Consider the following 19,418-nt stretch of genomic DNA (forward strand, 5'->3'; position numbering starts at 1 on the left):
ACGATCAGGGAAACGAAGGAGTAACGACAGAATGAAAAAATGGTTTGTATTCGCCCTGATGGGCCTGGTAACTGCCTGTGGGGCAGAAACCGGCGCCAACGCCAACACGGCTGCTGCGGCCGATGACAATGCGGTTAATGGGGACAAGATCCGCGCGGTGATGGAAGAGGCGTTTGAGGGTATCAAGATTTCTGATGTGCGGCCCTCACCGATCAGCGGTGTGGTCGAGGTCGAGGTTGAAGGTCGAGATACGGTTTACGTCAGTAATGACGGAAGCTACGTTCTGGTTGGTAACCTGCTGCAGATCAAGGGCGGTGAAGTGGTTGATCCGGCCGAGCAGCGGCTGGAGCAAGTCCGCATGGAGGGTATTTCCCAGCTGGATATGGCCCAGATGATTACTTATCCCGCAGAAGACCAGAAGCACGAGATCTATGTCTTCACCGATATCTCCTGCGGATATTGCCGCAAGCTGCACCGCCATATTGAGGAGTACAATAAAGAGGGAGTGACCGTGCACTATCTGGCATTCCCCCGTGGTGGCCCTGGGGCCAAAGCTGCTGAAGCCATGCGCCATATCTGGTGTGCGGAGGACCGCCAGCAGGCCCTCACCGATGCCAAGCTGACTGACAAGATCAGTGAGGCAGAGCTGGGTGAATGCGCCAAGCCAGTCGATGAGCAGTATTCTCTGGGGCTCAAGTTTGGTGTTCGTGGCACCCCGGCCATCTACACCCCCGAAGGCAAGCAGCTGGGGGGCTATGTGTCACCGGCTGACTTGCTCAAGCGTCTCGACTAGCCGAGATTGTTCCTGCCTTGAACCCCCGCCAGCTGGCGCTTTCGGGCCAGCGGGCGGGGGTGTATACATTGACTGTGACCGACAGCCCCGTTAATGTGTCCGCCTCTTTTTACTCCGACCTGAATCCTCGCTGAAACTAGGGGTTCAAGTCCCACCCCAAGGTGCTGTCGTGGAAACCGATTTCCAGCGAATCCGTCGTTTGCCTCCCTATGTCTTCAATATTGTTGGAGAACTGAAGAAGGCTGCACGAGCACGGGGTGAAGATATCATCGACTTTGGCATGGGCAATCCGGATCAGCCCACCCCGAAGCACATTGTCGACAAGCTGACAGAAACCGTTCAGCGCGGTGATACCCACCGCTATTCCCAGTCCCGTGGTATTCCGCGGCTGCGCAAGGCCATTACTGACTGGTATCAGCGTCGCTATAATGTGAATCTGGATCCAGAATCCGAGGCCATTGTTACCATTGGCTCCAAGGAAGGCCTGGCACACCTGGCCCTGGCCACCATGGGCCCGGGTGACACAGTGCTGGTGCCGAACCCCAGCTATCCGATCCACCCCTATGGCTTCGTGATCTCCAATGCGGATATTCGTCACGTGCCTATGGTGAAGGGCGTGGACTTCTTCGTGGAGCTGGAGCGCGCCATCAAGGAATCCTGGCCCAAACCGAAGATGCTGGTGCTGAATTTCCCCGGCAACCCCACCGGCCAGTGCGTTGAGCTTGAGTTCTTCGAGAAGGTGGTGGCGATTGCCCGTGAGCACCAGATTTGGGTTGTTCACGATATTGCGTATGCGGACATCGTGTTTGATGGCTACAAGGCACCGTCCATCCTGGAGGTGGAAGGGGCAAAAGACGTGGCAGTGGAATTCTTTTCTCTGTCAAAGAGCTACAATATGCCCGGCTGGCGTGTGGGCTTCTGCTGTGGCAACCCGGATCTGATCAATGCATTGGCACGCATCAAGTCCTACCTGGATTACGGTACCTTTACGCCCATTCAGGTGGCGGCCATTGCGGCGCTGGAAGGGGACCAGAGCTGTGTCAGTGAAATTTGCGAGATGTATCGCAAGCGCCGGGATGTGCTGGTGGATGGTTTGGCGGAGATCGGCTGGCAGGTAGAGCGCCCCCGTGCCACCATGTTTGTTTGGGCGGAAATCCCCGAGGCTTACAAGGCCATGGGATCACTCGAATTCTCCAAGAAACTGCTGACTGATGCTGGTGTGGCCGTCTCCCCGGGGGTAGGTTTTGGCGAGTATGGCGACGACCATGTGCGCTTTGGCCTGATCGAAAACGAACAACGTACCCGGCAGGCTATTCGTGGCATCAAGAAGATGTTCCGCGACGACGGCCTGCTGGATTGACGCGGTTGCCGGGCAAATCGGTAATCAGACTGATTAAATGAAATGAAACGAGGAAACGCTGTGGATCCAGTGAAGGTGGGTATTGCAGGTCTGGGCACTGTGGGCTCGGGCACCGTCAATGTGCTGAAGCGCAACGCAGGGGATATTGCCCGTCGCGTCGGTCGCCCGATCGAGATTACCCATATTGGCGCTCGTCGTGACCACCCTGACTGTGACATCAGTGGTATTCGCGTCTCCCGTGACATCTTTGCCGTCGCCTCTGACCCGGAAATCGACATCCTGGTGGAGCTGATCGGTGGTATTGAGACCGCCCGTGAGCTGGTGCTCACCGCCATCAAGAACGGCAAGCATATCGTGACGGCCAACAAGGCGCTGATCGCCGAGCACGGTAACGAAATTTTCCAGGCCGCCGAGGCCAACGGGGTTGATGTAGCGTTCGAAGGCTCTGTGGCCGGCGGTATCCCGATTCTGAAATCGCTGGGCGAAGGCCTTGCCGCTAACCACGTGAACTGGCTGGCGGGTATCATTAACGGCACCGGCAATTTTATCCTCACCGAGATGGAAGAGGGTGGTCGTGCGTTTGACGATGTGCTGGCAGAGGCTCAGCAGCTGGGTTACGCCGAAGCGGATCCGACGTTTGATGTGGAAGGCATTGATGCCGCCCACAAGCTGACTATCCTGGCTTCCATCGCCTTTGGCATTCCGCTGCAGTTCTCCAAGGTCTACACCGAAGGGATTAGCCGCATCACCATCGAAGATGTGGCCAGTGCCGCGCACTTTGGTTATCGGATCAAGCATCTTGGCATTGCTCGCGACACCGGCAATGGTATCGAGCTGCGTGTTCATCCGACCCTGATTCCAAAGGAGACCATGCTGTCTGCCGTCAACGGTGTAATGAATGCAGTGATGATCCATGGCGATGCGGTGGGGCCGACCATGTTCTATGGTGCCGGTGCTGGCGCAGAGCCGACGGCATCAGCGGTGGTGGCCGATATCATTGAGTTGGGTCGCGCATTGACGGTGGATCATGAAGAGCGTGTTCCTTACCTGGGCTTCCACACCGATCATATGTCTGACGCTCCGATCCTGACTATTGATGATGTGGCGTGCAGCTTCTACCTGCGCCTGCACGTGCAGGACAAGGCTGGCGTACTGGCTGACATCACTCGGATCCTCAGTGACAACAATGTCAGCATTGATGCACTGGTGCAGCGTGAAGTGGACCAGGGCCTGGTGCCAATCGTGATGATGACGCACCAGGTGCGCGAGGGCGACATGAACGCCGCCCTGGAGAAGATCGCTGCCCTCGATACGGTGGATAGCGATATAATGCGCATCCGGGTGGAAACACTGGACGCCTGACGCCTGACGCCTGACGCCTGACGCGTTAGAATCTCGCGTTCTTCAGCGTCTGGCACGCTACATGAACACTCACTTTTGAGAACAGCACAGCCTCGCTTAGGGGGGGTGCCTTGGAAACAGAGACCATAACCATGCCTTTTCGTGACCGTTACACCGGCCTGATCAACCGCTACCGTGACCACCTGCCGGTGAATGATGACACGCCGATCATCAGCCTGGGTGAAGGTAACACTCCGCTGATCCGCCTGAAGAACATCCCCAAGTTGCTGGGCAAGGACGTGGATATCTACGTCAAATATGAAGGTCTGAACCCCACCGGTTCCTTCAAGGATCGTGGCATGACCATGGCGGTCACCAAGGCAGTGGAAGAGGGCAGTAATGCCATCATTTGTGCCTCTACCGGTAATACTTCTGCTGCGGCAGCGGCCTACGCCGCCCGTGCTGGCATCACCGCGTTTGTGCTGATTCCGGAAGGCAAGATCGCCATGGGCAAGCTGGCCCAGGCAATGATGTACGGTGCTGTGATCATGCAGATCCGTGGCAACTTCGACCAGGGCATGGAACTGGTGAAGCAGGTGGCTGAAAAGGCACCGGTCACCATTGTAAATTCGGTAAACCCTTACCGCCTGCAAGGTCAGAAGTCAGCGGCGTTTGAAATCGTGGAAGAGCTTGGCCGTGCTCCGGATTTCCACTGTCTGCCAGTAGGTAACGCGGGCAACATCACCGCGCACTGGATGGGCTACAGCGAATACAAGAAAGCGGGTGTGGTGAATGCAGCACCGAAAATGGTGGGCTATCAGGCCGAAGGCGCTGCGCCGTTCATGCGTGGCGGCCCGGTGAGCGATCCGGAAACTGTGGCCACCGCCATTCGTATTGGTAATCCGCAGTCCTGGGATAAAGCCTGGGCTCTGCAGAAGGAATCCGGCGGCTGGTTTGATGAGCTGTCTGATCAGGAAATTCTTAACGCCCAGAAACTGCTGGCCGAGAAAGAAGGCGTATTCTGTGAGCCCGCTTCTGCGGCTTCCCTGGGTGGCGCCATGCGCGACATCAAGTCCGGCAAGATTCCGGAAGGTTCCACCATTGTTTGCACCCTGACCGGTAACGGTCTGAAGGATCCTGATACGGCTATTGCCCAGTGCCAGGACAGCCGCATGGTGACGATCGATGCGGAACTGGAAGCGGTGAAAGGCGCGATCCTGTCCAACATGGAATAAAAAAGCGTACTCCTTTGGGAGAAGCGTGATGCCCAGGGAACGGGCCGGTATTCACCGGCCCGTTTTCTTTTTTCAGGAGACTACACAAGTGGAACTGCAACCCTCTGACGCAGTGTTTCAGAGTTATGGACGGTGCTGCGCGTCCGAGCACTTCTTCGAAGATTTTTATCGTATTTTCATGAGCAAGAGTGATGAGGTGCGATCGGTATTCACGAATACCGATATGCCCGAGCAACGTCGACTGCTACGGGCAGGGATCATGTGGCTGATCATGGTGGCCCGAGGCGCGTCAGACAACAAGCTGGCACACCTTGGCAAGACCCATAACAGAGAGGGCTACAATATTCAGCCTTACCTCTATGACTACTGGCTGGATGCGCTACTGGAGACGGTAGCCAAGCATGACAAACAGCATAGCGATGATCTCGGTCGCCATTGGAGAACAGTGTTACAGCCCAGCATTGAAACGATTCGCGGGGCTTACTGACTCCTCTTTCTGATTTCCGGTCAGGGACGACCGGCAACGCCTTCCCGCAGAAGCGAGTCACGAGTGACGAGTTTCGAAAAGCGAAAAACAGGCAGTATCATTCGGGTTTGGGGTTTTGATTTTCGCAACTCGCAACTTCCCTCCGGCGTTCGCCAGGATCATCATGAATCAAGGCAGGATATTCAGGGAGAGGCGCCATGACCAACCAGGTAACCGTCAACGGCTTCCGTCAGGATGAGGTGGGTGACTGGGTGATGGAATTATCCTGTGGGCATCGTCAGCATGTCCGCCATCATCCCCCGTTCATGAACCGCCCCTGGGTGATGACCGATGAGGGTCGGCGCCAGCATCTGGATATGGTCGTGACCTGTACCCAGTGCCAGCGCGGGATGCCTTTCCCTGAGGATTAACCGTGCAGTTTGGTGTGGCGGTTGATGGTGTGTTGCAGCCCGAACAGGGAGGGCAGGTGGGGGCCAATGACACCCTTGCCGGTAGTCAGCAGGGCGCCGCTGAGATCCCGTTGCGGATCTGCCCAGCAGTAGATGCTGATAAAACCGAGATGGCCAAAGGCCTTGGGCGCGCCGGGGCCAAACATGCCCATGCCGCGGTTACCCAGCATGAATCCACTGGAGAAATTGAGTGGCAGCATCAGGGTACGATCAAAGCGAGGTCGGTGCCAGGCGGGCTGCAGCGCGTTGGCGATGGTTTCCGGCTTGAAAATCTGCTGGCCATTGTACACACCATCATTGAGCAGCATCTGAAAGAAGCGGCTGGCCTCCTCTGCTGTCGCATAGAGGTTACCTGCGGGGACAATGATGTCCTGGAAGCGATCATCATTGGTGACTTCAACCACTTCATCGATACTGCCGCCCACCGCATAGCTCAAGAACAGGTCGACCAGTTTCATCGGCACACCGGTGGAGACATCCATGGCTCGCTCAGGGCCGGTCTTGCCGAAGGTGAAATACTTCATACCCATGGGTTTGCGGATCACCCTGTCCAGGGTGGCATTGAGGTCTTCCCCGGTAACGGTTTCCGCTATGTTGCCGAGTATGAAACCGGCGGTGACCGCATGATACGCCTGGCTGTTTAGCCCAGCAGGCTTGGCGGCACACAAGATGTCGGTGATCTCCTGGGGCCGATAGAGAATCTCCGGGGTGACTTCCTGCTGCGGGCGAGGAATGCCAGCCTGGTGAGTCAGCAGATGACGGATGGTGGTACGGCCTTTTCCATTCTGGCCGTATTTGGGCAAATAGCGGGTCACCGGGTCGTCGAGATCAATCTGGCCGGTTTCAACCAGATGATGGATCATCATGGCAGCGACCACTTTGGAGGCAGAAAACAGGCAGACGGGGGTGTCTGGCGTCATTACGCGCTGGCTGTCTGGATCGGCAAAACCGATGCTGCGGTTGATCATGATCTCGCCATGTCGACGCAGGCACAGACTCACTGCAGGGCTCATTCCGCTCCGGTAAAGCTTGCGAGTGGCTCGCCAGATGGCCTCCACCTGCTCGGAGGACATACCGGTTTTGGCCAGTGGGGCTTCATCGCCGTGACGGATCAGGCTGTCCAGGCTGCGGGGAATTCGGTTGGCCTGTTTGCTAATCAGGCGATTGACACGGGGACGTAAAGCCATAAAACCTCTGAACAAGTGTAGTAAAAGCACCGGCGAGGCGGGCTTTGATATCCGCAGTGTATACGGCGCGGAAAGCCATTTTCCATGGCCCGGGCGTTCCTGCAATAGTCAGGCGAGCCATCCGTGTGGCGTGAAATCACAAGTCGCATGGCTCATTCTAACGCGGTCCATGAGTTACACTTAGCCTGTGGTTACAAGTTTGCGCGCTGAACAGGCGCGACAATGCCGGGAACCTCAATAATACATTGCACACCCAGTTATCCAGGAGCGTACCGTGACAACCATCAAGCAGTCCGATTTCCAGAGTTTTGCCGAGTTTTACCCCTACTATTTGCAGGAGCATGGCAATCCCACCTGTCGTCGTTTGCATTTCTTCGGCACCCTTGGGGTGCTGGCCATTCTGGCGGGCGTCATCTTCACCGGTAAGCTGGCCGGGCTGATTATGCTGCCAATAGTGGGTTACGGCTTTGCCTGGGTAGGCCACTTCTTCTTCGAGAAAAACCGCCCGGCCACTTTCAAGCATCCTTGGTACAGCCTTGCCGGGGATTTCGTGATGTTCAAGGATATTCTGACAGGCCGTATCAGCTGGTAGATGGCAGAGAGTGGAAAGCCGATGAGTGCAGTAGAGGTCTTTATTCCGGGGCAGACAGCCACAGGCGATAACTCGTTACCGGATCTGGACTGCAAGGAAGCTATTGATGCCATGGTGTACGGGTTCTACCGGCGACTGCTGGATGATCCGGAGATGGCGCCAGTATTTTTCGAGGTGGCAAAGATTGATCTCGGCAAGCACCTCCCGGTTATCTGCCAGTACTGGCACAAGATGCTTCTGGGTGACAGGAGTTACCAACGCCACATGATGCAGAAGCACAGGGATCTGGATGACCAATTACCCCTGACAGGGGTTCACCATGAGCGCTGGCTGGGCCACTTCATGGCCAATCTGGAGGGCCGCTTCGCCGGCCCGAACACCGACAGGGCCCGCCGTCTGGCGGCGCGCATCATGGATAATCTGTACCTTCAGCTACAAACCCGCCGAACCGATTCCTTCTAAAGCATTGGCACCAGCAAGTTGCCGACCAACAGGGCGGCACCGCCAAGATAGCAGCTGCGAATCAGAACCGGGTCGGATTGCAGGGCCTGGCGGCGCAGCTGGAAGTAAAGGCCTGTACCGATAAGGGCAACGGCGACGCTGATGACGGTAACCCACATGAAGAGCTGCATATTGTTGTCCTTTTTGCGTCTCTCGCTTCAGTCCTTTTTGTTTTAACGCCAGCGTGCCCTGCGGTCAATCTCCCGCCGGGATGGCTGACAAACGGCGGCTCAGGGCTAGGTCTGGCCTCAGCCGATAATGCCCTCGCGCTTTAGCGCCTGATATTCATCCTCGCTGAGTCCCAGTTCGTCACGCAATACGGTTTCGTTGTGGCTGCCGACCTCTCCTCCGGGCCAGCGGGTTTCGCCAGGGGTGTCTGCCAGGCGTGGCGTGATGGCCGGGATCTTCAGGGGCTTGCCATTGATCTCGACTTGCTGGAACAGTCCTCGGGCCTGGAAGTGAGGGTCCTGCATCATGTCGGCCACGGAGTAGATTGGTCCGGAGGGTACCCGGGCGTCTTCCAGAATCGCGAGGATGTCATCACTCGGCAGGCTACGGCACCAGCTGTCCAAAGCCTCATCAATGGCCGCTTCGTTTTCCACCCGACCGGCATTGGTGGCCATGGCCGGGTCTTCGGCCATGTCGGGGCGGCCAGCGGCGATCATCAGGCGCTTGAAGATGGAGTCGCCATTGCCGCCGATCACCACGAACTTGCGATCAGCACAGCGATAGGTGTTGGTGGGAACAATGCCGGTGACTGTGGAGCCGGAGGGTTCGCGAATCACCCCAGCGCCATCAAATTCCGGGATCACGCCTTCCAGCAGGTTGAAGACAGATTCGAACAGGGAGACATCCACCACCTGGCCCTTGGCACTGTTCTGGCGCTCAAACAGGGCAAGCAATATACCCAGGGCAGCATGCAGGCCGGCAATGGTGTCGCCCAGGGACAGGTTGGGACGCACCGGGCGCTCGCCGGGGAAGCCGTTGACGTAGCGGAGTCCGCCGATGCCCTCGCATACGGAGGCATAGCCCGGCTTGCTGGCGTAAGGACCTGTCTGGCCATAACCGGAAATGCGTGTATAGATCAGGCCCGGGTTGTCTTCCTCGAAGCTGTCCGGGCCGAGTCCCCAGTTTTCCATGGTGCCGGGGCGGAAATTCTCGATCACCACATCTGCCTTGCCCATCAGCTTGCGGACCAGCTTTTTGCCATCATCGGTTTTCAGGTCGAGGGTAACGGACTTCTTGTTGCGACCGAGACTGCGCCACCAGAACGAGGTGCCGTCTTCGTCCAGCTTCCGCCAACCTCGAATGGGATCACCGCCAGGGGGCTCCACCTTCACTACATCAGCGCCAAAATACGCCAGCAGGGTGCCAGTGAAAGGGCCGGCAAGCAGCTGTCCCAGTTCAACAACGCGGACACCTTCCAGAGGCAAGCGGCGGGAGGAAAGATCGGTCATGGGGTCTCCGAGGGGGTGGTCTGTAGAGTGAAGAGCCTAGCGGATTCGACCTGCCAGTGGCAGTGACGAATCCATTCGAAAATGGCGTTGAATTTTGTCATCTGCCCCCGGGCCTATACAATCCGCGGCCAGCAATGAGGAATTGTCATGACCCCGGAACGTTACCGCCGTATCTGTGAAACCCTGGATCGCCGCCAGCCTGACCTGACAGTGATCATGGACGGGGTACACAAGCCCCATAATATTGCCGCCATCGTGCGTACCTGCGATGCGGTGGGTATTCTGGATGTGCATGCCATTCTTCCCAAAAACCGGGCGCGTATGGCGGCTGGAACGGCCATGGGATCCCAGCGCTGGGTAAAGGTGCACAAGCATGAAGACAGCACCCAGGTGATTCGGGATTTGCAGGGCAAGGGTGTCCAGGTGCTGGCGGCGCATCTCTCTGATACCGCGATCCCTTATCGGGAAGTGGATTACAGCAAGCCCACAGCGCTGTTGCTGGGGACCGAAAAGTTCGGCGTCAGCGACGAAGCCGCTGCAGCGGTTGATCAGCACGTCATCATTCCCATGATGGGCATGGTGGAGTCATTCAACGTGAGCGTGGCGGCGGCAATCATTCTGGCGGAGGCTTGCGAGCAGCGTCGCAGCAAGGGTTTTTATGACCAGCCGCAGATCGATCCGCAGCGTTACCAAGAGCTGCTTTTCCGCTGGGGCTACGCCAAGGTCGCGCGCCTGTGTGACGACCATGGCGTGCCTTACCCCGAGCTGGATGATGAAGGCCAGATCAGGGACAGTGCAGCGCTTACGGCGCTGCTGCAGAAGAGTGAGTGACGGGGCCCGTCAGGCTCGCTGAGGGCGCATGGCTCACCTGCCAGTGGAAATCGCTGGCGCCGCCTTCGCCCACCCAGGCGGGGAACCACAGGGTATTGTCCATCGTGGCGTAGCGTAGCCGGGTGATGTCGATGCCTTGCGCTTTGGACAACGCCACCATTCGCTGCAGCACCTTGCCATGGTGAATTCGATCCGGGCTGTCAGTGGTATCCACGATGGCCTGATGCAGCAGGTTGTTGAAAGTCTTGCGCGGGATGCCGGAAAAATTCATTCGGTCCAGATCAGCGATAAAAGCATCTGCCAGGGACTCCACCGTGGTAAAACGCCCCTCCGCATTGAGGGCCACCAGGCGCTGGTGAACCACCTCGTCGTACTTGTCGAAGGCACCTTTTTCCTGGGCCTCGGCCAGGGCAATAATGGCTTCACCCAGGCTGTTCATGTTGGCGTAATCCAGCTTGGGGATAGAGCCCATCAGATCAATTACGGTTCGCGGCAGGCCACTGCTCTGGAATCCCAGCCGGGGAGTGGCACCGGGGAAACGTTCATACTCGGTGGTGCTGTCGGCATCGTCCTCATAGAACATGTTCATGTTGACGCCATCGAGGAAGGCATCAAACAACCCATTGGGCACCACGGGCATGTGATTGCTGAAGAACATCTCCCAGCCCTGATTGGAGTCCATATGTAGCCAGTCACCGGGCAGACGGGTGGCGTTCATGGTGTTCTCAAACGGGCTCATTTCGCCGTCTACCAGACCATACTGCTGATTATTGTAGACAGACTGGAAGGAGACCCGGGCGCCGTCCAGATTGTGAAAGTCGATGGCAAAGTGGATGCGCGGCTCGCGCAGGAACATCAGAAAGAACTTCAGTACCTTGACACTGCCAATGGCAAAACGGGATGGAATGGTGACGGATTGCTCATAGAAATCCACCTGGAACTTCTGGCTGAAAAAGGTGGGCAGGTAGGCATACCAGATACGCGCTTTGACCAGCATGGACACGCGTACCGGGCCGTCTTTTACCGCAATGGGGGTTGCCTTGATGTTCTTGCGGGTATCCAGATTCACGCGCAGCTTCTGGTTAAGGATGCCGGTGCTGATATTCACATAGATATTATCGAAAACACTCTCTTCCTGGTGCGGACCCAGTCGCGGGGCCATGGAGTGGATCTGGGTGAAGTCATCGGGCTCGTAGTCCAGATCCATCAGGGTGCTTTGTACATGCCCGGCTTTCAGGTCTGCGCTGACATAGTCCGCAGTGGAGCGGTCCGGGTTGTTGCGTACCAGATAAATATAGCGTGGCGCATTGCGGGGGGAATCCAGGCGGATTTCTTCCAGAATGAGCCCGGCTTGCAGCTGGTGCTTTTCCGCAGAGTAACGCTCGTTGCCGCCATCGCGAAACATGAAAACCAGTTCGTCGAAGTCATCAAAGGTGCCAAGCTTTCCTTCGGGCGGATGGTCATTCTCGCCTTCGATCCAGATCAGACCGGTCTTGTCGAATTCATCGATCTGGAACGGGATCGGTATCAGTTTGCCGGCACGGACCGCCATCAGTGAGAGCTCTCCGATGGGGATGCCCAGATGCTCGGGCAGCTGGAAGCCTTTCATTTCCATCGGATACAGATAGGTGAACTGGGTGGTATCCAGTGCCTTGATAGTGGCATCCAGTTGCGCCGTGGAAATTTTGCTCAAGCCGGGCGCCCAGCGTCCCATGGCGCTGGGATCCGCTTTGTAGAATTCGAGGAAATGTTGGAAGTAGGCGTCAGGCACCCCATCAGTCCAGATCTCTCGAGCCTGGAGGGGGTTGCCAAGGCTGATCAACACGGTGATCAGTCCAATCCATGCCTGTCTGGCGGTCATTTTGTTATTCTCTGCGACGGTTTTGGATAGGCGACGAAGGCTAGAGTATGACAAGCGACCCCAAATTAGTAGGCCTTAACGCCCTGCACGAGCGGCTCCATCGCGTATTGCCGAATGTGAAGCTTACCTGCCAGCCGTTACCGAAAACACCACAATTGAAACTGTGGCTGCTGGATGAGCTGTTTCCGGAGCAGGCGCTGGAGCCGGGCATCGTCAACGCCATTATGGAGGAGCCGCCATACTGGTCGTTTTGCTGGGCGTCAGGCCAGGTGTTGGCCGAGTTTCTGATCCGTAACCCCGAGTGGGTTGCCGGGCGCTGTGTGGTGGATGTGGGGCCCGGGTCCGGCGTGGTGGCCATTGCTGCGGCACTTGCCGGGGCCAGAAAAGTGATTGCCTGTGATCTTGATGATGATGCGCTGACGGCCACCCGGGTGAACGCCGAGGAAAACGGGGTGCAGGTGGTGTTGAGTCAGGATCTGGATAGTGCCTTGCAGGAAGCAGATCTGGTGACCGCCGCCGACATTCTCTACGACCGTGAGAATCTGGGCTTGTTGGCACGCTTTCAGGCGGCGGAGCGGGTGTTGCTGGCGGATTCCCGAGTGCCAGACCTTAATCCGCCGGGTTACCGTCTGCTGGGTGAGTGGCAATCCTGCACCTGGCCGGATCTGGGGGAATCCAGTGAGTACAACGGGGTGAGGCTGTTTGCGGCGCAAGCGTGAAGGTGTACAGACTTGTGAAGGGAACTGCGTGGCCATACATCGGTCTCACAGGGAGCGAGCGGAAGCTATCAGCATGGTGCTGCCACTACTTTCGTTCCCGGGGGCAACGGGGATCATCATCCCGACGTGTGCTTTCCTTTCAGACATGGAGGAACAAACATTGTTGAAAGAAAAAACGTCCATCTACCCAGCTGCCTGGCTGTTGACGATCCTGATGTTGGCTTTCTCGTCAGCCCAGGCTGCATTGCCGTCGGAAACCGGCGACGGTCATGTGCTTCCTTCGCTGGCGCCGATGCTGGAGAAAGCCTCACCGGCAGTCGTCAACATTGCCGTTGAAACCCGCATCCGAACGGCCCGTAACCCGCTGATGGAAGACCCCTTCTTCCGCCGGTTTTTCAATGTTCCGGAACAGCAGCGTGAACGCCGCGCTGCCAGTGCCGGGTCCGGTGTCATTGTCGATGCGAAAAATGGTTATGTGCTGACCAATGCCCATGTGGTGAAGAATGCGGACACCATCGAAGTGACGCTCACTGACGGTCGTGAATTGTCCGCCGAACTGGTGGGCACCGATGACGAGGTGGATCTGGCAGTACTCAAACTGGAAGAAGCAAAGGATCTGACCCAGATCGCCATTGCGGATTCGACGACGATGCGCGTGGGCGACTTTGTGGTCGCCATTGGTAATCCTTTTGGCCTTGGGCAGACCGTTACCAGTGGCATCGTTTCCGCATTGGGGCGCTCCGGGCTGGGAATCGAGGGCTATGAAAGCTTTATCCAGACCGATGCGTCCATTAACCCGGGTAATTCCGGTGGCGCTCTGGTGAACCTGCGCGGTGAGCTGATCGGAATCAATACCGCCATTATCGCGCCTGCTGGCGGTAACGTGGGAATTGGTTTTGCCATTCCCACAGAGATGGCTGAAAACGTGATGAACCAGCTCATTGAGCACGGTGAAGTTCGTCGCGGCATGCTGGGGGTGACGATTCAGGATCTGACGGCGGAACTTGCCGAGGCCTTCGGCGTTGAGCGCCAACGCGGTGTGGTGATCACTCAGGTGGTTGAAGACAGTGCGGCAGAAAAAGCCGGTCTGAAGAGCGGCGATGTGGTGATTGCGGTGGATGGCCGACCCGTGAACCGGGCTTCCGACCTGCGTAACAAGGTGGGCATGTCGCCGGTGGGTGAACAGGTGCAACTGAGTATTCTGCGTGACGGCAAGAAGAAAAGTATGACCGCAGTGATCAGCGAGTCCTCCCAGGAAACGGCGGGAGGGGAAGCAGTCTCCAGGTATCTGGAGGGCGCCAGCCTGCGCGATTTACGCAAAGGTGAGCTGCAGCATGCAGATCAGGGGGTGCTGGTGGACAACGTCGAGCAGGGCTCTGCCGCCTGGCGTGCAGGGCTTCGCCAGGGCGATGTGATCATCAATGCCAACCGTCAGGATGTGGCGGATATGGATGAGTTGCAGGGTGCCATCAAGGACAAGGATGCGACCTTGCTACTTCGGATTAACCGCAGGGGCGGCGTGTTCTTTGTGGTGGTGCGTTAATCAAGAATACAGCGAAGGTGGCGCCACCTTCGCTGTTACCTCCCCTGTTGGGTTATTCAAATTCACCGTGACGGCCCTTGCCGGACCGGAATTGTTCCGCGCCGGCAAGGGCTTCCTCGAAGACGACCGGGTAGCCTCCGGCCCCCTCCTGACGTAGCGCGTCTGCTTCGCACAGTTGCCACTGTGTCAGTGCCGAGGCTCGGTCCGCACGTAGACAATGTTGCGGGAAAGCAGCGATTTGGCGTGCCATCGCCAGCGCAGAGTCCAGAGCCTTGCCGTCTTCAACCACGCGATTGGCCAACCCGAAAGAGAGCGCTTCGTCCGCGTTGATGGGTCGGCCCGTCAGCATCATGTCCATGGCGCGACTCTGGCCGATCAGGCGCGGCAGTCGCACGGTACCCCCGTCGATCAAGGGGACGCCCCAGCGTCGGCAGAACACACCAAATACGGCGCTTTCTTCCGCCACCCTCAGATCACACCACAGAGCCAGCTCCAGACCGCCGGCTACCGCATAACCGGTAACGGCTGCGATCACGGGTTTACTTAATTGCAGTCGGGTAGGGCCCATGGGGCCAGGGCCAAGGCCCTCTGCATCAATCTGGTTGCGGCGTTCCGGATCGGCCAGGGCGTCGAGATCCGCACCGGCACAGAAATTTCCCCCCTGCCCCTGTAGCACCGCCACGCTGAGACTGTCATCTCGCTCGAACTGCTCAAAGACTTCGCGCAGTGCATCGGCAGTCGGGCGGTCCACCGCATTGCGCACATCGGGGCGATTAAGCGTCACTACCAGAATGTTTTGCTGTTGCTCAGTCAGTACAGTTGCCTGTTCCATTGTTACTATCCTGATTCATGCAGATCGGTTTCAATGCAGTGTAGCGTGTAATTTTTCCTTTGTGACAAGGCAGGTCCCCATGCAGTACCAACGCGTTTATGAACCGGAAACCCTGACCCGGGATGCACTGGATGGCAGGGAAGGGCTGACTCTAGTGGAGTTTGGGGCGAATTGGTGTGGTTACTGTATCGCCGCCCAACCGGATATTGAAAAGGCGGTGAACGCCATGCCTGAGGGAAGCCACCTCAAGATTGAAGATGGTCCGGGGCGTCGGTTGGGGCGCAGCTTCCGGGTCAAGCTCTGGCCCACCCTGATCGCGATGCGCGATGGTCAGGAAATCGGCCGGGCAGTGCGGCCGGACCAGAATGCGCTGACAGCGTTGTTGGCAACGATCAGTTGAATGTCAGGACTACCTTACCGATGGTCTGGCCAGACTGCAGCAAAGCCAGGGCATCATGGGCCTGGGCAAAGTCGAAGCTGTGACCCACATGGGGAGGGGCAATGCTGATGCGGGACAGCTCATCCAGGAGTGCCCGCATCTGTTCTTTCTGCTCCCAGAGCCAGATCAGATTGAACGCGAGCACGGAGCGGTTGCTGCTGATCATGTCCATTACGTCATAACGCGGCCGCTTCAGGTAACGCCACAGCGCACGCAAATAGTCGGGTCGCTGGCCACTGGGCGTGAACTCGGCGGCGCCGAACACCACCAGTCTGCCCATGGGGTTCAGCGCATCAAAACTGGCCTTCTGCACTTCGCCACCAATCGCATCCAGCACCAGATCAAAACGTTGTTGGCCTTGCTGAAGCTGCGCCCTGAAGTTGGAATCTCTTACCAGAACTTCGTTGAACCCTTGTTGTTTGAGCCAGTCTGCCTTGGCCCGGCTGCCGACTGTGCCAACGGGTATCGCTCCTGATGACACACATAGCTTCATCGCCTGCAGGCCCACTCCGCCGGCTGCACTGTGCACCAACACCCGGTGGCCGGGTTGGATGGCTCCCAGCCGTGTCAGCGCATACCAGGCAGTGAGTGTCTGCACCGGGTAGGCTGCGCCTTGTTGAGGTGTCCAGCCCTCCGGCAGCGGCATCAGGTAATCCGGATCGATGTCGATCTGTGAGGTGTAGCCACCAAAGCGGGTTACCCCCATAACCTGGTCGCCTACCTTGACAGCCTGGCAGGCTGCACCGGTCTCGATCACTTCACCGGCAAACTCCAGCCCTGGGGTAAAGGCGCCTGTTGGCGTTGCGGAATAGAGCCCGGTAAGGGCAAAGATATCGGCGAAATTGAGCCCTGCCGCGCGCACACGAATACGGGCATGGTGTTGCTGCAATGGGGTGGTTTGACGCGTTTCGAGTGTCAGCCGGGATAAGTTACCGGCCTTGGGCGTTTGCCAATACTGAATCATGGTGGGGCTCGTGTCGGGACGTGCCACAAGACTAGCAAAGCTTTGGGGAAAGTGCCGGAAGAAGCGAGTGGCGGGCCCGGGAGCCCACCACGGTAGAGGCGATCACAGGGCTTGCTGGACTCCCTTGTCGGCGCTGAGGTTGCCGCCCCCGGAAATTACCAGGGAGAGGCTGGCAGCCAACAGGGCGAGGCCAAACTCATAGCCATTATTGCTCATGAACAGGCCGTTGCCGATATGCACGGTGAGGATGGCCACTATCATGGTCACGGCGGCGACCAGCGCTGCAGGACGGGTGAGCAGACCAACCAGGATGGCCAGGCCACCGAAGAATTCGCCACTGCCGGCGAGCAAGGCCATCAGGTAGCCAGGCTCCAGACCGATGGACGCCATCCACTGGCCGGTACCTTCCAGGCCGTAACCACCAAACCAGCCAAACAGTTTCTGGGCGCCATGGGCCATGAAGATAATGCCTACTGGCAGGCGCAGGGCCAGCGGTGCCCAGTTGGCCTGGGTGTGGGTGAGTGACTTGATCAGGTTTTTCATGGGGATTCCCTCCGGGGCAATCAGCGTTTGTCTTGAGGGAGATTAAATAGATTTAGAAGGTTGTGATAAATACGTCAAATTATCGCTTTAATATCAAATAATCTGATGTTTCCGTGGGCGCCTAATGATAACGTATCAGCTCTTCGAACGGCCTCGAGCTCAACGCGACAACGATATGGGGAGATGATGTTTTGAATAATCCAGATCTGGCCAAGCTGATCTTGCGTCTTACCGCCGGCATCCTGATGTTGCTGCACGGCATCGGCAAACTGTATTCGGGGGTGGGCTGGATCGCCCAGGAGCTGGCCTCCCATAACCTGCCGGGATTTCTGGCCTACGGTGTGTTCATCGGAGAGATCATCGCGCCATTGATGGTTATCCTCGGACTGCATACCCGGGTGGGTGCGGTGCTGATGGCGGGCAACATGCTGGTGGCCATTGTGCTGGTGCACATGGGGCAGATTTTTTCGCTGTCCAAGTCCGGCGGCTGGGCGCTGGAGCTGCAGGGGTTTTTCCTGTTTACCGCGCTGGCCATTTTCTTCCTGGGCGCTGGGCGATATGCGGTGAGGAATTGAATATTACGCCAGAGGCCTGACGCCCGACGCTTGACGCAAAAAATGCCGCGCTCTTTCCGGGCGCGGCTTTTTTGTGGTGTGACTGAGGCTCAGCCCGGCAGGCGGTTTTTTTCGGCGATTTGGCCATTCAGGGTGAGGAAATCATAGAGGATACCCAGACCGAACAGACCGACGGTCAGCAGGTAGATGATCCCGGTAATGACCTTACCCATGTAAAAACGGTGGATGCCGAAGATGCCAAGAAAGGTCAGCAGTATCCAGGCCACGTTGTAGTCGATACTGCCCGCTTCGTATTTGGCATCGGCGGCTTCATCCATGCCAGGGATCAGGAACAGGTCGATAATCCAGCCGATGAAAAAAAGACCCAGGGTAAAAAACCAGATGGTGCCGGTGATTTGCTTGCCATAGTAAAAGCGATGGGCGCCCATGAAACCGAAGATCCAGAGCAGGTAGCCGATCACCTTGCTGTGTGTGTCCTGATTCTGCATGAAGTGACTTCCTAAAGTTTAACGTTGAGAGCCGCGATGGCCGCGTTGGCCTTGTCGCGAGCGTTGGCGATATCGTCTCCCAATGCAAGCGCGACGCCCAGACGGCGGCTGCCATGCACTTCCGGTTTCCCAAACAGGCGCACCTCGGTGTTGGGTACACGCAGAGCCTGGTCCAGGCCTTCGTACTGCATCTGCTCGGAGTCGCCCTGAACCAGCAGCACGGATGAGGCTGCCGGACCGCGCTGTTCCACCAGTGGAATCGGCAGGCCCAGAATGGCGCGGGCGTGCAGCGCGAATTCGGACAGATTCTGCGACAGCAACGTCACCAGCCCGGTATCGTGTGGACGGGGTGAGACCTCACTGAAGTAGACCTGGTCGCCTTTGATGAACAGTTCCACACCGAAGATACCCATGCCGCCCAGCGCTTCAGTGATGGCGCCTGCCACGTCTTTAGACGCGTTCAGTGCGGCCTCGGTCATGGGCTGGGGTTGCCAGGATTCCTGGTAGTCACCGTTGGCCTGACGGTGGCCAATGGGGTCGCAGTAGGTGGTGCCGTCCCGGTGACGCACGGTGAGCAGGGTGATTTCGTAGTCAAAGTCCACAAAGCCTTCAATGATGACCCGGCCTTCGCCGGCGCGGCCGCCGGATTGAGCGTAGTCCCATGCCTTCTGGATGTCGGCTTCGGACTTGATCGTGCTCTGGCCCTTGCCGGAGGAACTCATCACCGGCTTGATCACACAGGGCATGCCGATGTCGGCAACGGCCTGCTGGTAGTCTTCCAGGGTGTCCGCGAAGCGATACGGTGACGTTGGCAGCCCGAGTTCCTCGGCGGCCAGGCGGCGGATGCCTTCACGGTTCATGGTCAGGTTGGTTGCGCGAGCAGTGGGCACAACAGTGACACCTTCCGCTTCCAGTTTGAGCAGTTCGCTGGTGGCGATCGCCTCAATTTCCGGGACGATAAGCGCAGGATTTTCCTGTTCGACCAGCTTGCGCAGGGCGGCACCATCCAGCATGTTGATCACATGGCTACGCTGGGCGACCTGCATGGCCGGGGCGTTGGCGTAGCGATCCACGGCAATCACTTCGCAGCCGTAGCGGATCAGTTCGATGGCCACTTCACGGCCAAGTTCGCCGGAGCCGAGCAGCATCACACGGGTTGCGGTGTCTGTATTGGGAGTGCCGATAGTGGTCATAAGGAATCTCATCTTTGTTGATAGGCCG

22 protein-coding genes are annotated in these 19,418 nt (G+C 57.8%); 13 read left to right on the plus strand and 9 right to left on the minus strand.

From position 1 onward, the window contains the following. Positions 1-31: 31 nt before the first annotated feature. The 6 genes from GFN93_RS08835 to GFN93_RS08860 all read left to right on the plus strand — a co-directional run bounded on the left by GFN93_RS08835 (position 32) and on the right by GFN93_RS08860 (position 5,626). Positions 32-793 (plus strand): DsbC family protein, encoded by a 762-nt coding sequence (locus GFN93_RS08835; RefSeq protein ID WP_153500647.1) that lies wholly within the window; start codon positions 32-34, stop codon positions 791-793. A 169-nt stretch (positions 794-962) separates the two neighbouring features. Next, the gene (gene alaC / locus GFN93_RS08840) at positions 963-2,153 is read left to right on the plus strand and encodes an alanine transaminase (protein WP_328594430.1); all 1,191 of its coding nucleotides are present in this window, start codon (positions 963-965) and stop codon (positions 2,151-2,153) included. A gap of 60 nt (positions 2,154-2,213) precedes the next feature. Then, positions 2,214-3,515: a homoserine dehydrogenase gene (locus GFN93_RS08845; protein ID WP_328594431.1), complete on the plus strand. Its 1,302-nt coding sequence runs from the start codon at positions 2,214-2,216 to the stop codon at positions 3,513-3,515. A gap of 131 nt (positions 3,516-3,646) precedes the next feature. Continuing rightward, complete coding sequence (thrC, locus tag GFN93_RS08850; protein ID WP_153500653.1) at positions 3,647-4,729, plus strand: threonine synthase; 1,083 nt, start codon at positions 3,647-3,649, stop codon at positions 4,727-4,729. Between the two features lie 88 nt (positions 4,730-4,817). Beyond that, positions 4,818-5,216: a globin gene (locus GFN93_RS08855; protein WP_328594432.1), complete on the plus strand. Its 399-nt coding sequence runs from the start codon at positions 4,818-4,820 to the stop codon at positions 5,214-5,216. Positions 5,217-5,413: 197 nt separating this feature from the next. Then, positions 5,414-5,626: a DUF3565 domain-containing protein gene (locus tag GFN93_RS08860; RefSeq protein ID WP_153500655.1), complete on the plus strand. Its 213-nt coding sequence runs from the start codon at positions 5,414-5,416 to the stop codon at positions 5,624-5,626. On the opposite strand, the gene GFN93_RS08865 is transcribed toward GFN93_RS08860, so the two are convergent. Then, positions 5,623-6,852 (minus strand): serine hydrolase domain-containing protein, encoded by a 1,230-nt coding sequence (locus GFN93_RS08865; protein WP_153500657.1) that lies wholly within the window; start codon positions 6,850-6,852, stop codon positions 5,623-5,625. The two genes, GFN93_RS08860 and GFN93_RS08865, sit on opposite strands and share 4 nt — an antisense overlap. Before the next feature lie 274 nt (positions 6,853-7,126). Here GFN93_RS08865 and GFN93_RS08870 point away from each other — a divergent pair, with 274 nt between their 5' ends. Further along, positions 7,127-7,444 carry a DUF962 domain-containing protein gene (locus GFN93_RS08870; RefSeq protein ID WP_328594433.1) on the plus strand — a complete coding sequence of 106 codons (318 nt, stop codon included), beginning with the start codon at positions 7,127-7,129 and terminating at the stop codon, positions 7,442-7,444. A gap of 21 nt (positions 7,445-7,465) precedes the next feature. Beyond that, the gene (locus GFN93_RS08875) at positions 7,466-7,906 is read left to right on the plus strand and encodes a group III truncated hemoglobin (protein ID WP_153500659.1); all 441 of its coding nucleotides are present in this window, start codon (positions 7,466-7,468) and stop codon (positions 7,904-7,906) included. Here the strand turns inward: GFN93_RS08875 and GFN93_RS08880 are convergent. Beyond that, positions 7,903-8,076, minus strand: a complete 174-nt coding sequence (locus GFN93_RS08880; RefSeq protein ID WP_153500661.1) for a hypothetical protein — start codon at positions 8,074-8,076, stop codon at positions 7,903-7,905. The two genes, GFN93_RS08875 and GFN93_RS08880, sit on opposite strands and share 4 nt — an antisense overlap. A gap of 117 nt (positions 8,077-8,193) precedes the next feature. Then, positions 8,194-9,402 carry a CaiB/BaiF CoA transferase family protein gene (locus GFN93_RS08885; protein WP_153500663.1) on the minus strand — a complete coding sequence of 403 codons (1,209 nt, stop codon included), beginning with the start codon at positions 9,400-9,402 and terminating at the stop codon, positions 8,194-8,196. A gap of 147 nt (positions 9,403-9,549) precedes the next feature. Between GFN93_RS08885 and trmH the strand changes: the two genes are divergently transcribed. Beyond that, the gene (gene trmH, locus GFN93_RS08890; protein WP_153500665.1) at positions 9,550-10,233 is read left to right on the plus strand and encodes a tRNA (guanosine(18)-2'-O)-methyltransferase TrmH; all 684 of its coding nucleotides are present in this window, start codon (positions 9,550-9,552) and stop codon (positions 10,231-10,233) included. Here trmH and GFN93_RS08895 read toward each other — a convergent pair. Continuing rightward, the gene (locus GFN93_RS08895; protein ID WP_153500667.1) at positions 10,205-12,094 is read right to left on the minus strand and encodes a hypothetical protein; all 1,890 of its coding nucleotides are present in this window, start codon (positions 12,092-12,094) and stop codon (positions 10,205-10,207) included. The two genes, trmH and GFN93_RS08895, sit on opposite strands and share 29 nt — an antisense overlap. Before the next feature lie 47 nt (positions 12,095-12,141). Between GFN93_RS08895 and GFN93_RS08900 the strand changes: the two genes are divergently transcribed. Both GFN93_RS08900 and GFN93_RS08905 read left to right on the plus strand, forming a co-directional pair. Then, entirely contained in the window at positions 12,142-12,813 is a 672-nt protein-coding gene (locus tag GFN93_RS08900) for a class I SAM-dependent methyltransferase (protein WP_153500669.1), read from the plus strand. A gap of 214 nt (positions 12,814-13,027) precedes the next feature. Then, entirely contained in the window at positions 13,028-14,356 is a 1,329-nt protein-coding gene (locus GFN93_RS08905) for a DegQ family serine endoprotease (protein ID WP_407921801.1), read from the plus strand. Between the two features lie 52 nt (positions 14,357-14,408). Here the strand turns inward: GFN93_RS08905 and GFN93_RS08910 are convergent, their stop codons facing one another. Further along, positions 14,409-15,188, minus strand: coding sequence for a crotonase/enoyl-CoA hydratase family protein (locus GFN93_RS08910; protein WP_153500671.1), 780 nt, complete (start codon positions 15,186-15,188; stop codon positions 14,409-14,411). A gap of 79 nt (positions 15,189-15,267) precedes the next feature. Here GFN93_RS08910 and GFN93_RS08915 point away from each other — a divergent pair, with 79 nt between their 5' ends. Then, on the plus strand, positions 15,268-15,588 hold the full coding sequence (locus tag GFN93_RS08915) for a thioredoxin family protein (protein WP_153500673.1): 321 nt from the start codon (positions 15,268-15,270) through the stop codon (positions 15,586-15,588). Here GFN93_RS08915 and GFN93_RS08920 read toward each other — a convergent pair. Then, a complete protein-coding gene (locus tag GFN93_RS08920; protein WP_153500675.1) occupies positions 15,581-16,591 on the minus strand; it encodes a synaptic vesicle VAT-1 family membrane protein in 1,011 nt (336 codons plus the stop codon). The two genes, GFN93_RS08915 and GFN93_RS08920, sit on opposite strands and share 8 nt — an antisense overlap. Positions 16,592-16,693: 102 nt before the next feature. Next, the gene (locus tag GFN93_RS08925; protein WP_153500677.1) at positions 16,694-17,134 is read right to left on the minus strand and encodes a DoxX family protein; all 441 of its coding nucleotides are present in this window, start codon (positions 17,132-17,134) and stop codon (positions 16,694-16,696) included. A gap of 191 nt (positions 17,135-17,325) precedes the next feature. Between GFN93_RS08925 and GFN93_RS08930 the strand changes: the two genes are divergently transcribed. Then, a complete protein-coding gene (locus GFN93_RS08930; protein WP_194285778.1) occupies positions 17,326-17,709 on the plus strand; it encodes a DoxX family protein in 384 nt (127 codons plus the stop codon). Positions 17,710-17,798: 89 nt separating this feature from the next. Here GFN93_RS08930 and GFN93_RS08935 read toward each other — a convergent pair whose 3' ends face one another. Continuing rightward, positions 17,799-18,197 (minus strand): NINE protein, encoded by a 399-nt coding sequence (locus GFN93_RS08935; RefSeq protein WP_035233734.1) that lies wholly within the window; start codon positions 18,195-18,197, stop codon positions 17,799-17,801. 11 nt (positions 18,198-18,208) lie between these two features. After that, positions 18,209-19,390 (minus strand): formate-dependent phosphoribosylglycinamide formyltransferase, encoded by a 1,182-nt coding sequence (gene purT, locus GFN93_RS08940; RefSeq protein ID WP_153500678.1) that lies wholly within the window; start codon positions 19,388-19,390, stop codon positions 18,209-18,211. Between the last annotated feature and the right edge of the window lie 28 nt (positions 19,391-19,418).

It is taken from the genome of Alcanivorax sediminis (assembly GCF_009601165.1).
GTDB lineage: Bacteria > Pseudomonadota > Gammaproteobacteria > Pseudomonadales > Alcanivoracaceae > Alcanivorax > Alcanivorax sediminis.